The organism is Defluviimonas sp. D31, assembly GCF_033436765.1.
GTDB lineage: Bacteria > Pseudomonadota > Alphaproteobacteria > Rhodobacterales > Rhodobacteraceae > Albidovulum.
In genome coordinates, this window is the sequence record NZ_JAWQFN010000009.1 from 43937 (window position 1) to 55979 (window position 12043).

Here is a 12043-nt window from a genome sequence, read left to right on the forward strand (position 1 = left end):
CCGCTGGCCGGTCTGGAAGCTCGGGCTCATGCTCTATCCCTTCGCCGCCGCCGCGGTGGCGATCAACCTTTTCATGCTGGCGCTGATGGGCCTGGCGGTCGGTCTCTCGGCGCTTTCGCCCGTCACCACGCTCTGGCTCTCGCTGCCGCTCGGCATCCCCGCGACCTGGGCCGCCGGGCGCTGGGTGCGCCACCTCCTCGACGAGGCGGCGCGGTAAAGCAGAGAAACCACGCCGGGTTAAGGCGCCTCCCCTCCCCCCTCGTGGGGAGGGAAGCGCCCTATCCTATCCCTGCGTCAAGGCGTTCGCCGGCTCAGGCGCCAAAGAGCCGCGAGGCGATCGGCGCGGGGCCGGTCAGACCCGCGAGCACCCGCATGTGCCAGCCGAGCGCGAGGTTGGACGAGATCACCGGCTTGCCGATCCGCCGTTCCGCCTCTGCCGCGATCCCCGCGACGCGCAGGTTGGTGCAGGAGACGAAGACCCCGTCGCACGCGGCCATCGCATCGACCGCCTCGATCGCCGAAAGGATGCTCTCCGGCGCGATCCTTGCTACCACGCGGTCGTCGCCCTCCTCGAACGAGCCGAAACCCGCGATCTCGAACCCGTTCGCCTCCAAGAGCGCCCGCATCGCCGCCGAGACGCTCTCGACGTAAGGCGTCACGAAGCCGAGCCGCTTCAACCCGAGCGCCCGGCACGCCGCCATCGTCGCGCTGACCGGGTCGGTGACCCTGGCGCCCGGCCGCGCCCGGTTGATCGCCCGCGCGACCCCTTCGGGGCCGATCACGGTCGCGCCCGAGGTGCAGCCATAGCCGATCACGTCGAAGGCCACCTCGGGCAGCATCCCCGCAGCCTGCGGCAACGCCGCCTCCATGCCGGCGAGCGTCTCGGGCGTCACCTCGGGCGGCATCTCGATTCGGCTGTGATAGAGCGCGACGCCGGATCCCGGCAGCAGCAGCCGCATCTCGTTTTCCAGCGTCTCGTCGGCGGGCAGCACGATGAGGCCGAGCGTGGCCCCCGGCCCCATGCCCGCGTCGGTCGCGAATGGCAGCTTCATCGCCCCTCCCTCAGCCGATTACCGGCAGATCCCGCGCGGCGCGCGTCGACAGAAGTACCGGCGCGCCGTCGGTCACCACGATGTTCTCCTCGTGCACCATGATCCGCCCTGCACCGTAGCTCAAGGACGGCTCCAGCGTCAGCACCATGTTCGCCTCGATCACGGTCTCGTCGAACATGGCATGCGAGGGCCATTCGGTGAGCTGCATCCCGAGCCCGTGGCCGAGCCGCCCGACATCGCCCGGCCCGGTGTCGAACTCGGCGATCACGCCCTGCATCGCCCGGAAGAGGTCGCGGCAGGTGGCGCCAGGGCGCGCGGCCGCAAGCCCAGCCTCGGTCGCGCGCCAGAGCACGTCATAGGCGCGCCGCGAGGCGTCGTCGGCGCGGCCCACAGCCCAGTTGCGGTCGAAGTCGCAGAAATACCCGTCGAAGACCGAGCCTGTGTCGAGCATCAGGATGTCGCCCGCCTGCAGCGGCCGCGACGAGGGGGGCGAGATCACGTCGTCATAGCCGCCCTGATCGGCGCCGCCGACAAGATAGGGAACGTCGTCCGCCCCCTCTTCGAGACAGGCGCGGCGGAAGGCGCGGAAGGTCTCTTCCAGCGGCTGGCCGGAATGGACGAAGTCCGGCACCCGCGCGAAGGTGCGCGAGGCGATGGCGCAGATATAGCCGATCTTCTCGATCTCTCGCGGCGATTTCACCATGCGGAGCGCACGGATGATCGGCGTCGCGTCCTCGACCTTGAGCCCCGGCAGCCCGGCGATCAGCCGCTCGTAATCGCCCAGCGGCATCCGGAGCTGCGTCTCGTGCCCCTTCGGCAGGCCGATCTTCGCCCCGCGCCCGGCATAGGGCGCGAGCAGGTCGGTCAGGAGCCCGATCCCGTCATCCTCGGGCGCGGGCGCGGACCAGGTACGGATATCCTCAACCCAGGTCCGCCGCATCAGCGCCGCGCCGATCTCGGGGATCACCGCGACGGGCTTGCCCTTCGCCGGCAGAAAGAGGAACCACGGCCGGGTCGGGCTTTGCCAGAAGAGCGTCTGGTAGCCCGAGAAATAGCGCACCTCGGCCTCGGTCATCACCAGGATGCCGTCGAGCCCGGCGCCCGCCATCAGCGCTTGTGCGCGGTCGAGCCTCGCCTCGAACTCCGCCGTCGGAAAGCCGCGTTCGGGGACGCTCATCGCGCGGCCCCGGCCATGATGCGGTCGTAGATCGCGGCATCGGTCACGCCCTCGGAGCCGATCACCAGCACGACCGAGCCCGCGTCGAGCCCGAGCGCCGCGCGCAGGCTCTCGTCGCCCGCCGCGGCGATGACCGCGGCAAGGCCCGCGACCGCGGATTCGCCCGCCTTGATCGCCGGATCCGCGCCCTCCGGCCGCGCGAGGCGGCGCATCGTGGGCGCGACGTAATCGTCGGGGATGGTGAGGAAGTCCGAGGCTTCCTCGGACAGGATCTTCCATGCCAGCGTCGAGGGCTCGCCGCAGGAGAGCCCCGCCATCACCGTCTCCTCGGCGATGGCGACCGGGGTGGCCCGGCCCGCCTTCGCGCTCTCGTAAAGGCAGGCGGCGAGGTCGGGCTCCACGATCACCACGCGGGGGCCGGCCTTTCCCCATGCCTGGCGCAGCGCAGCGGTGACGGAGGCCGCGAGCCCGCCGACGCCGCCCTGCAGGAAGACATGGGTCGGCGGCGTCTCCATCGCGCCGGTCACCTCGTTGGTCATCACGCCGTAACCCGCCATCACGTCGCGCGGCGGCTGGGTGTAGCCCTCCCACGACGTGTCGGAGACGACGAACCAGCCGTTCGCCTCGGAGTCCTCGCGCGCCGCCCGCACCGAGTCGTCGTAGTCGCCATCGACCACCACGACCGTCGCGCCCAGATCGCGCATCGCGTCGATCCGGCCCTGGCTCACATCCCTGTGGACATAGATCCGGCACGGCGCGCCGAACATCCGCGCGCCCCACGAGAGCGAGCGCCCGTGGTTGCCGTCGGTCGCCGAGGCGAGCGTGATCTTCGCCGCCTCGCCCGCAAGCTTGCCGCTGCGGATCTCCTCCAGCGCCACCTCGCGGCCGAGCCGGCGCGACAGCTCGCGCTGCAGGACGCAAGCGCCGGCATAGGCACCGCCCAGCGCCTTGAAGCTGCCGAGCCCGAAGCGCGGCCCCTCGTCCTTGTAGAGGACCGCGGCCAGCCCGAGCTCGCGGGCGAGATCGCCGAGCCGGTGCAACGGCGTCGGCGCGTAGCCCGGCCACTGGGTGATCTCGGCGATGGCGCGGGCGAAGTCTGCGCGGGTCAGCACCTCCTCGGCGGCGGCGCCGGGGGTGGGGTCGACATGGACATGGCCGATCTTCGCGGGGTCGAAATGCTGGGTCATGCGCTGTCTCCTCCTCGCGCTGCGTTGGGTGATGGGTAGCGCATTCCGGCATACGATTTCGGGATATCAGTGACGGAAACCGTCCGATTTTCGTCGATCATGTCGCGGTAACGTGCGAAATTCATACGCCATCAAACCGGAGGCCTCCCATGCCCGAAAGACTCTCCGCGCTCGACCCGTTCGACCTCCGCCTCCTCGAGCTTTTGCAGGAGAACTGCCGCCGCACCGCCGAGCAGCTTTCCGAGCACCTCGGCCTCTCGCCGGCGGCGGTGCAGAAACGGCTGAAGCGGCTGCGCGAGACCGGCGTGGTCGAGCGCGAGATCGCGATCCTCGATCCCGGAGCGGCCGGGCGCGGGATGACGATCATCGTCGAGGTCTCGATGGAGCGCGAGAATCTCGGCGTACTCGAAAGCTTCAAGCGGCGGATGCAGGACGCGCCCCTGGTGCAGCAATGCTACTACACGACCGGCGAGGCGGATTTCACGCTGATCCTCGTCGTGAGAGACATCGCCGAGTACCAGACCTTCACGCAGGAGAACTTCTTCGGCACGCCCGAGGTCAGCAAGTTCAAGACCTCGATCGTGATGGACCGGGTGAAGGTGGGGCTCGGCGTCAGCCTCGACGCCTGAGCGATCTGGACGGGCGGCGCGGAAAGGGGTCTTCTGGGCGGGCGGTTTGGAACGGAGCGGAGACGATGGCGGAACTTGAACGGCGGATCGCGGCGGGGCGCGGGGACGAGCCGGCCGATATCGTTCTCAGGGGCGGCACGGTCTTCGACACCGTGACCGGGGCGATGATCGCGGGCGACGTCGCGGTCTGCGGCGACACTATCGTGGGCATCGGCGCCGACTACGAGGGTCGCGAGGTGATCGACGTCGCGGGGCTGGTGCTGGTGCCGGGCTTCATCGACACGCATCTGCATATCGAAAGCTCGCTTGTCACCCCGTTCGAGTTCGACCGCTGCGTCGCGCCCCGCGGCGTCACCACCGCGATCTGCGACCCGCACGAGATCGCCAACGTGGTAGGCACGGACGGCATCCGCTACTTCCAGGAGGCGAGCCGCCACACTCTGATGGACATCCGGGTGCAGCTCTCCTCCTGCGTGCCGTCGACGCATATGGAGACCGCCGGCGCCCGGATTGAGGCGGCGGACCTGGCGCCGCTGATGGAACATCCCTCGGGCATCGGGCTTGCCGAATTCATGAACTATCCCGGCGTGATCCACCGCGATCCCGGCGCGATAGCGAAGCTCGCGCTCTTCGAGGGCGGCCATGTCGACGGCCACTGCCCGCAGCTCTCGGGCCGCGACCTCAACGCCTATATCGCCGCCGGCATCCGCACCGAGCACGAGGCGACCACCGCCGAGGAGGCGCTGGAGAAGCTGAGGAAGGGGATGCGGGTGCTGATCCGCGAGGGCTCCGTCTCGAAGGATCTCGAGGCGCTGGCGCCCGTTCTGACCGAGGCGAGCTCGGCCTATCTCTGCCTTTGCACCGACGACCGCAATCCCCTCGACATCGCCGAGCATGGCCATCTCGACTACATGATCCGGCGGCTGATCGAGAAGGGCGCCTCTCCGCTCGCGGTCTACCGCGCGGCGTCGCTGTCGGCGGCGGAGGCCTTCGGGCTGAAGGATCGCGGCCAGATCGCGCCGGGCAAGCGGGCCGACATCGTCGCGGTCGACAGCCTCGAAGGCTGCCATGCAAGGCTTGTCCTCTGCGCCGGGCGGCGCGTCGATGATGCCGCCTTTGCCGCGCGGCAGACCATCCCCCCGGTCGGGCGCGGTTCGGTCAAGGCGCCGGTCGTGCGGGCCGAGGATTTTCGCGCAAGGGCCAACCGGACCGAGACCGATGTGATCGGCATCATTGAGGGCAAGATCATAACCGCGCATCTGCGCGAGGACATTCCCATCGAGGATGGCGACAAGCGCCCCGACACCGCCCGCGATCTGATCCGCATCGCGGTGGTGGAGCGGCACGGGAAGAACGGCAACATCGCCACCGGCTTCGTGAAGGGCTTCGGGCTGAAAGCCGGGGCCATCGCCTCGACCGTCTGCCACGACCACCACAACATCGCCGTCGTCGGCGCCGACTATGCCGACATGGCGCTCGCCGCGAACCGGCTTGCGGAGATCGAGGGCGGCTTCGTCGTGGCGCAGGGCGGCAAGGTGCTCGCCGAGCTCGCGCTGCCGGTGGCGGGGCTGATGAGCCTCGACCCGTTCGAGACGGTGCGCGACCGGCTGGTGGCCCTGCGCGCGGCGGCGACGGGGCTCGGCGTCACGCTGGAGGAGCCGTTCCTGCAGCTCGCCTTCCTCGCGCTGCCGGTGATCCCGGCGCTGAAGATCACTGACCGGGGCATGGTGGACGTGACGAAGTTCGAGATCATTCCGGGGTGAGCCCGACGCAGGAAACCCGCGTCGGACAATCGTGCAGCTAGCGTACAGCGGACGTATGCCCTGCGTCGGTACGGCGGCGGCCGCCTCTCACATCGCTTCCGCGTTGAAGTGGAAGAGCTGCTGGTCGCCGATCTTGTAGCCCTCGATCAGGCCCTTGGCCTTGTCGCTCGTGAGCCAGTCCTCGAGCGCCTTTGCGGCGTCGGCCTTGACGTGCGCGTGCTTCTCGGGGTTGACCGGCAGGTAGGCGTACTGGTTGAAGAGCGCCTTGTCGCCTTCGAAGAGGAGGCCGAGGTTGGCCTTGTTCTCGAAGTTGAGCCAGCTCGCCCGGTCCGAGAGGATGTAGGCGTCCATCCCGGCCGCGGTGTTCAGCGCGGCACCCATGCCCTGGCCGACGGCCTTGTACCAGTCGCCCGCGGGCTCGACCCCGGCGGCCTTCCAGAGCTTCAGTTCGGCCTTGTGGGTGCCGCTGTCGTCGCCGCGGCTGACGAAGGGGGCTTGCGCCGCCGCGATCCCGGCGAAGGCCTCGGTCGCGGCGGTCGCCGCCTTCACGCCCGCCGGATCGGCGGCGGGGCCGACGACGACGAAGTCGTTGTACATGATCTCGCGCCGGTGGGTGGCGTGGCCGGCGGCGACGAATTCCTCCTCGGCGGCCTTCGAATGGACGAGGACGGCGTCGACGTCGCCGGCCTCGCCGAGCTTCAGCGCCTGGCCGGTGCCGACGACGAGAAGCTCGACGATGATCCCGGTGTCCTTCTCGATCTCGGGCAGAAGAATTTCCGCGAGGCCGGAATTGGCGAAGGACGTGGTGACGGCCATCTTGAGCTCTTCGGCCCCGGCGGCGGTCGCGAGCCAGAGCGCCGAGATGGCGGCAATGGCGGTCTTGAATGTCATGGCAACAGATCTCCGTTGATATGGGCCCTGGCTTCCGGCGTTCCCGGCCCGGCAAAGAACGCGTCCCGGGAGCCGGTCTCGATCAGGCGGCCATCGGAGAGGAAGAGGATGTCGTCGGCGAGGCGGCGGGCCTGGCCGACATTGTGGGTCGACATGACGATGCGGGTGCCCCTGTCGCGGGCGCCGGTCAGCACGCGCTCGATCTCGGCGGTCGAATGCAGGTCGAGGTTGGCGCAGGGCTCGTCGAGAAACAGCACCTCGGGCGCGCGGATCAGCGCGCGGGCGAGCGCCATCTTCTGCCGCTCGCCGCCCGAGAGCACGGTCACGGGGGCATTGAGCGTCACCTTCAGCCCGACGATCTCCGCCTCCCGCTCGGCCGCCTTGCGCGCCTCGCGCCGCGAGAGCCCGTCGAGGATCAACGGATAGGCGATGCAGTCGAGGACGCTCCGCCGCATCAGGATCGGGGTCTGGAAGACGAAGGCCTGGCGGGCGCGGATCCTGTCCTCGTCGCCCTGCCAGCGCATCCGGCCACGGCTGAGGCGTTCGAGCCCGTGCATGCAACGCAGGAGCGAGGTCTTGCCCGCCCCGTTCGGCCCCATGACGATGGTGATCCCCTCGCCATCGAGCGTGTAGGTCACGGGCCCGAGGATGCGCTTGCCCTGACGGCGCAGTTCCACCTCTTCGAGCGTGAGCGGCAGGATCGGGCTTACCATCGGCTGCCCCTTTCGGTGCCCGAGAGCACATGCAGCGCGAGGTTCACCGCGATGGCGAGCGCGATCAGCACGAAGCCGAGGGCGAGCGCAAGGCCGAAATCGCCCTTGCCGGTCTCGAGCGCGATCGCGGTGGTCAGCACCCGCGTCGCGTGGTCGATATTGCCGCCGACGATCATGATCGCGCCGACCTCGCCGATCGCCCGCCCGAAGCCTGCGAGCGAGGCGGTCATCAGCGCCCGCCGCCCGTCCCAGAGAAGCGTGGCGATGCGCTGGCGGCGCGTGGCGTGAAGCGAGATCAGGAGGTCGTGGTAATCGGCCCAGAGCTCGCGGATCGCCTGGTGCGATATCGAGGCGATGATCGGCGTGATGATGATCACCTGGGCGATGATCATCGCGGTCGGCGTGAAGAGAAGCCCGAGGACGCCCAAGGGTCCGGCCCGCGACAGGATGACATAGACGACGAGGCCGACGACGACCGGCGGCAGGCCCATGAGCGCGTTCAGGACCACGATGACGATGCGCCGAAGGCGGAAGCGGTTGACAGCGATCCAGGCACCCAAGGGCAGGCCGATGGCCGAGGCGATCAGCGTCGCGGTGACGGTGACCTGGAGCGAGCGCAGCGTGATCTCGGCAAGATCGGCATCGAGCGTCACGACGAGGCGTGCCGCCTGGGTCAGACCCTCGAAGATGTCGTTCATCGCGCCCGGCTCCCTGTCGCCGTCCCTGAGCGCCTTGCTTAAGAGGGCAGCAAGCCTTTGAAAACGGTCAATCTGCGTTTGCGCGGGGAAAAAATGTTCGCCATGTGCAAAGCAACGTCAGGTCGCCGCGTTCCGACACCAGCCGAGGATTTGAGCGAAATCGAGCGGAATCGGTTCGGCGAAATCATGGGCGAAGGCCTCGAACCCGGGCAGGTTGGCGGCGTTCACCGCCGTCAGCACCGGCACGCCCGACGCCAGCGCCCGGCCGATGACCGGCCGGAAGCCGCGGCCGTCGATCTCCTGCTTGCCGAACTTGTTGACGATGAGAAGGCGCGGGCGCGGCGTCGCGTCCAGGGCCGCCTCGACGATGCCGACGGCCTGTTCGAGCCCCGAGGGATCGAGCCGGCAGCCCTTGGCGAGCGCCCCGAGATTCTGGGATATCCGCACGATCCGGTCAGCGGCGAGCACATGCAGGTCCATGTCGCAGGGATGCATCTCGCCGCGCTCGGAATTCACCTGCACGGCGCCCGCGAGCGGCCAGCCCTCGTCGTGAAGCTGCCGCGCCACCTCGGCCAGCACGCGGTCCGCCGCGCCCCTGCCTTCCGCGATGACATAGCCGAGCATGTCTCCGATCCCCTTGAAACCGCTCCCGCCGGAATACAAGATGCCGCGCCAAACGGAAAGCTCTCCCATGACGCCTCGCCTGCCAATCCTGCCCGACCCCGCCGACCCGCGGCTGACCCGCCGCGTCACCGGCACCGACCAGACCGGTGCGGTGACCGAGATCGCGGTGGTCGAGGAGCGCCCGCTGACGATCTTCCTGAATTCCCAGGAGATCGTCACCGCGATGACGATCGGGGATTACCCGGACTACCTGGCGCTCGGGTTCCTGCGCAACCAGGGGATGCTGAAGGCCGACGACGTGGTGACGGGCGTCGATTACGACGAGGAGATCGAGACGGTCGTCGTCCGGACCGAGCGCGCGACGTCCTACGAAGAGAAGGTGAAGAAGAAGACCCGGACCTCCGGCTGCGCCGTGGGGACGGTCTTCGGCGACATGATGGAGGGGCTCGACGGGCTGGTGCTGCCGAAGGCGGAGGTCCGGACGAGCTGGCTCTACGCGCTCGCCAAGGCGATCAACACGACGCCCTCGCTCTATCTCGAGGCGGGCGCGATCCACGGCACGGTGCTCTGCGAGCGCGACCGGCCCTTGGTCTACATGGAGGATGTCGGCCGCCACAACGCGGTGGACAAGATCGCGGGGTTCCTCTTTCGCCATGAAGTCGAGGCCGGCGACAAGATCCTCTACACGACCGGGCGGCTGACCTCGGAAATGGTGATCAAGACCGCGCAGATGGGAATCCCGGTCCTCGCCTCGCGCTCGGGCTTCACCGCCTGGGGGGTGGAAATCGCGCGGCAGGTGGGGCTGACGCTCATTGGCCGGATGCGGGGGCAGAGGTTCGTCTGCCTTGCGGGCGAGGAGCGGCTGGTGCGGGACGTCGATCCGGCGACGGTGCCGGAGGAAGGGTCCAGGCACCGCAGGAAGGGGGCCGGTGATGAGTAACGTGCCGGGCGTCATCCTTGCCGGCGGACTCGCGACGCGGATGGGCGGCGGCGACAAGGGGCTGAAGGTGGTCGCGGGCAAGCGGCTTCTCGACCATGTGATCGCGCGGCTTGCCCCCCAGTGCGGCCCGCTCGCGATCAACGCCAACGGCGATCCGGCACGGTTCGCCGAGTTCGGGCTGCCTGTCCTCGCCGACAGCCTACCCGACTATCCCGGTCCCCTCGCCGGCGTCCTCGCCGGGCTCGACTGGGCGGCGGGGCTCGGCGCCGAAGCGATCGTCACGGTGGCCGCCGACACGCCGTTCTTTCCCGCCGATCTCGTGGCGCGACTTCAGGCCGCCGCCGGCCCCTCGGGGCTCGCACTGGCGGCGAGCCCGGACGAGACCGGCAAGCTCTGGCAGCACCCGACCTTCGGGCTCTGGCCCGTGGCCTTGCGCGACGACCTGCGCGCGGCGCTGGAAGGCGGCCTGAGGAAGATCGTCCTCTGGACCGAGCGGCACGGGGCGGGCATCGCGGAGTTTTCCGCCGACCCGTTCGATCCCTTCTTCAACATCAACACGCCCGAGGATATCGCCGAGGCCGAGCGGATCGTGGGGGCGGCATGAGGGTCTATGGGGTCACCGGCTGGAAGAACTCCGGCAAGACCACGCTGATGGAGCGGCTGGTGACCGAGATCACCGGGCGGGGCTTTGCCGTTTCGACCGTGAAGCACGCCCACCACGCGACCGAGATCGACCACGAGGGCCGAGACAGCTTCCGCCACCGGCAGGCGGGGGCGCGCGAGGTGCTGGTCGCCTCGCCCGTTCGCTGGGCGCTGATGCACGAGTTGCGCGACGCCGGGGAGCCGCCCCTGGCCGACCTGCTGACGAAGCTCTCTCCCGTCGATCTGGTGCTGATCGAGGGCTACAAGCGCGAGCCACATGCGAAGGTCGAGGCGCACCGGCACGAGACCGGGCGGCCGCTTCTGGCGGGCGAGAACGCCTCGGTCCGGGCGGTCGCGTCGAATGCCGCGCCCGAGGGTCTGTCGGTGCCGGTCTTTCACCTCGACGACGTGGGCACCATTGCCGATTTCATCCTGAAGGAGGTCGGGCTGTGAGCGAGTTGATCCCGCCGCGCCTGCGCGACGATTGCTTCGCCATGCCGCAGGGCGTGGAATGGGTGCCGGTGGACGAAGCGCTCGCCCGGCTCCGCGACGCGCTCGCGCCGGTCACGCAGACCGAGCGGGTCACCAGCGCCGCCGCCTCGGGCCGGGTGCTGGCGGCGGACGTCCATGCCCTCCGCTCGAACCCGCCGCGCCCGAACTCGGCGGTCGACGGCTACGGCTTCGCCCATGAAGCGACCGGGGCGGGCGTGCAGCGCCTGCCGCTCGTCGCGGGCCGCGCCGCCGCCGGGCAGCCTTATGATGGCGCCGTCCCGGCGGGCCATGCGATCCGCATCCTTACCGGTGCGATCCTGCCCGAGGGCGTCGACACCGTTGTGCTAGAGGAGGATTGCGCGACGGATGGATCGGTGGTCGCCTTCGACGGGCCGGTGAAGCCGCGCGCCAATACCCGCAAGGCCGGCGAGGACGTGGCCGAGGGCGCGTTGGCGCTGCCCAAGGGCCACCGGCTGCGGGCGCCCGATCTCGCGCTGCTGGCGGCGCTCGGGGTCGCCGAGGTCGAGGTCGTGCGGCGGCTCCGGGTCAGTGTGCTCTCGACCGGGGACGAGATCGTGGGTGAGCCCGCCGAATCTGCCCTGCCGCACCAGATCTACGACGCGAACCGGCCGATGCTGCTGGCACTCGCCGCCGCCTGGGGCGCGGTGCCGGTCGACCTCGGCCATGTCCGCGACGACCCGGCACTGATCGCGGCGGCGCTCGACCGCGGCGCGGCCGAGGCCGACGTGATCCTGACCTCGGGCGGCGCCTCGGCGGGCGACGAGGACCACGTCTCGGCGCTTCTCAGCGCAAAGGGCAGGCTTTCGAGCTGGCGGATCGCGATGAAGCCAGGGCGGCCGCTCGCACTCGCGCTCTGGTCCGGCGTGCCGGTCTTCGGCCTGCCGGGCAACCCGGTCGCTGCCTTTGTCTGCGCAGCGATCTTCGCCCGTCCCGCGCTCGGCCTGATGGCCGGTGCGGGCTGGGCCGAGCCCTTGGCGGTGACGCTGCCGGCCGGATTCACCAAGACCAAGAAGGCCGGGCGGCGCGAATACCTGCGCGCGCGGATCGGTGCGGACGGCCGGGTCGAGGTCTTCGCCTCGGAAGGCTCGGGCCGGATCAGCGGGCTGGCCTGGGCCACCGGTCTTGTCGAGCTGCCGGACGGCGCGATGAGCGTTGCGCCCGGCAATCCCGTGCGATTCCTGCCCTACTCCGGGCTCGGGCTCTGACGGGGGCGC

At 69.7% G+C, this 12043-nt stretch carries 14 protein-coding genes; 7 read left to right on the forward strand and 7 right to left on the reverse strand.

The genetic code is table 11. From position 1 onward, the window contains the following. Positions 1-28 precede the first annotated feature (28 nt). A complete protein-coding gene (locus R5H32_RS15490) occupies positions 29-217 on the forward strand; it encodes a hypothetical protein (protein WP_318339594.1) in 189 nt (62 codons plus the stop codon). Between the two features lie 94 nt (positions 218-311). On the opposite strand, the gene R5H32_RS15495 is transcribed toward R5H32_RS15490, so the two are convergent. Genes R5H32_RS15495 through R5H32_RS15505 form a run of 3 tightly spaced genes read right to left on the reverse strand, consistent with a single transcriptional unit; the run spans position 312 to position 3416 of the window. After that, the gene (locus tag R5H32_RS15495) at positions 312-1052 is read right to left on the reverse strand and encodes an Asp/Glu racemase (RefSeq protein WP_318339595.1); all 741 of its coding nucleotides are present in this window, start codon (positions 1050-1052) and stop codon (positions 312-314) included. Between the two features lie 10 nt (positions 1053-1062). Continuing rightward, the gene (locus tag R5H32_RS15500) at positions 1063-2229 is read right to left on the reverse strand and encodes a Xaa-Pro peptidase family protein (RefSeq protein ID WP_318339596.1); all 1167 of its coding nucleotides are present in this window, start codon (positions 2227-2229) and stop codon (positions 1063-1065) included. Beyond that, positions 2226-3416, reverse strand: a complete 1191-nt coding sequence (locus R5H32_RS15505; RefSeq protein WP_318339597.1) for a diaminopropionate ammonia-lyase — start codon at positions 3414-3416, stop codon at positions 2226-2228. Before R5H32_RS15505 ends, R5H32_RS15500 begins: the two co-directional genes overlap by 4 nt. A gap of 149 nt (positions 3417-3565) precedes the next feature. On the opposite strand from R5H32_RS15505, the gene R5H32_RS15510 reads away from it, so the two are divergent. Both R5H32_RS15510 and ade read left to right on the forward strand, forming a co-directional pair. Next, the gene (locus tag R5H32_RS15510; protein WP_318339598.1) at positions 3566-4045 is read left to right on the forward strand and encodes an Lrp/AsnC family transcriptional regulator; all 480 of its coding nucleotides are present in this window, start codon (positions 3566-3568) and stop codon (positions 4043-4045) included. Between the two features lie 65 nt (positions 4046-4110). Next, entirely contained in the window at positions 4111-5808 is a 1698-nt protein-coding gene (gene ade / locus R5H32_RS15515) for an adenine deaminase (RefSeq protein ID WP_318339599.1), read from the forward strand. A gap of 87 nt (positions 5809-5895) precedes the next feature. On the opposite strand, the gene R5H32_RS15520 is transcribed toward ade, so the two are convergent. From R5H32_RS15520 to R5H32_RS15535, 4 genes are all read right to left on the reverse strand, one after another. Then, on the reverse strand, positions 5896-6699 hold the full coding sequence (locus R5H32_RS15520; protein WP_318339600.1) for a substrate-binding domain-containing protein: 804 nt from the start codon (positions 6697-6699) through the stop codon (positions 5896-5898). Then, positions 6696-7412, reverse strand: a complete 717-nt coding sequence (locus R5H32_RS15525) for an ATP-binding cassette domain-containing protein (RefSeq protein WP_318339601.1) — start codon at positions 7410-7412, stop codon at positions 6696-6698. The genes R5H32_RS15520 and R5H32_RS15525 overlap by 4 nt, the downstream gene beginning before the upstream one ends. Further along, complete coding sequence (locus R5H32_RS15530) at positions 7406-8110, reverse strand: ABC transporter permease (protein WP_318339602.1); 705 nt, start codon at positions 8108-8110, stop codon at positions 7406-7408. The genes R5H32_RS15525 and R5H32_RS15530 overlap by 7 nt, the downstream gene beginning before the upstream one ends. Before the next feature lie 117 nt (positions 8111-8227). After that, complete coding sequence (locus tag R5H32_RS15535; protein ID WP_318339603.1) at positions 8228-8734, reverse strand: DUF2478 domain-containing protein; 507 nt, start codon at positions 8732-8734, stop codon at positions 8228-8230. A 67-nt stretch (positions 8735-8801) separates the two neighbouring features. Between R5H32_RS15535 and R5H32_RS15540 the strand changes: the two genes are divergently transcribed. From R5H32_RS15540 to glp, 4 genes are read left to right on the forward strand one after another with little or no spacing between them, the layout of a single operon-like run. After that, a complete protein-coding gene (locus tag R5H32_RS15540) occupies positions 8802-9674 on the forward strand; it encodes a formate dehydrogenase accessory sulfurtransferase FdhD (RefSeq protein ID WP_318339604.1) in 873 nt (290 codons plus the stop codon). Then, entirely contained in the window at positions 9667-10278 is a 612-nt protein-coding gene (mobA, locus tag R5H32_RS15545; RefSeq protein ID WP_318339605.1) for a molybdenum cofactor guanylyltransferase MobA, read from the forward strand. Before R5H32_RS15540 ends, mobA begins: the two co-directional genes overlap by 8 nt. Further along, on the forward strand, positions 10275-10769 hold the full coding sequence (gene mobB, locus R5H32_RS15550; RefSeq protein WP_318339606.1) for a molybdopterin-guanine dinucleotide biosynthesis protein B: 495 nt from the start codon (positions 10275-10277) through the stop codon (positions 10767-10769). Before mobA ends, mobB begins: the two co-directional genes overlap by 4 nt. Further along, the gene (glp, locus tag R5H32_RS15555) at positions 10766-12034 is read left to right on the forward strand and encodes a gephyrin-like molybdotransferase Glp (protein ID WP_318339607.1); all 1269 of its coding nucleotides are present in this window, start codon (positions 10766-10768) and stop codon (positions 12032-12034) included. The genes mobB and glp overlap by 4 nt, the downstream gene beginning before the upstream one ends. Positions 12035-12043: the final 9 nt, after the last annotated feature.

Coding starts and splice junctions, on each gene's coding strand:
- R5H32_RS15525 (WP_318339601.1), bottom strand. CDS start 7,412: ATGGTAAGCCCGATCCTGCCGCTCACGCTCGAAGAGGTGGAACTGCGC.
- R5H32_RS15540 (WP_318339604.1), top strand. CDS start 8,802: ATGACGCCTCGCCTGCCAATCCTGCCCGACCCCGCCGACCCGCGGCTG.
- ade (WP_318339599.1), top strand. CDS start 4,111: ATGGCGGAACTTGAACGGCGGATCGCGGCGGGGCGCGGGGACGAGCCG.
- R5H32_RS15530 (WP_318339602.1), bottom strand. CDS start 8,110: ATGAACGACATCTTCGAGGGTCTGACCCAGGCGGCACGCCTCGTCGTG.
- R5H32_RS15500 (WP_318339596.1), bottom strand. CDS start 2,229: ATGAGCGTCCCCGAACGCGGCTTTCCGACGGCGGAGTTCGAGGCGAGG.
- R5H32_RS15495 (WP_318339595.1), bottom strand. CDS start 1,052: ATGAAGCTGCCATTCGCGACCGACGCGGGCATGGGGCCGGGGGCCACG.
- mobB (WP_318339606.1), top strand. CDS start 10,275: ATGAGGGTCTATGGGGTCACCGGCTGGAAGAACTCCGGCAAGACCACG.
- mobA (WP_318339605.1), top strand. CDS start 9,667: ATGAGTAACGTGCCGGGCGTCATCCTTGCCGGCGGACTCGCGACGCGG.
- R5H32_RS15535 (WP_318339603.1), bottom strand. CDS start 8,734: ATGCTCGGCTATGTCATCGCGGAAGGCAGGGGCGCGGCGGACCGCGTG.
- R5H32_RS15520 (WP_318339600.1), bottom strand. CDS start 6,699: ATGACATTCAAGACCGCCATTGCCGCCATCTCGGCGCTCTGGCTCGCG.
- R5H32_RS15490 (WP_318339594.1), top strand. CDS start 29: ATGCTCTATCCCTTCGCCGCCGCCGCGGTGGCGATCAACCTTTTCATG.
- R5H32_RS15510 (WP_318339598.1), top strand. CDS start 3,566: ATGCCCGAAAGACTCTCCGCGCTCGACCCGTTCGACCTCCGCCTCCTC.
- R5H32_RS15505 (WP_318339597.1), bottom strand. CDS start 3,416: ATGACCCAGCATTTCGACCCCGCGAAGATCGGCCATGTCCATGTCGAC.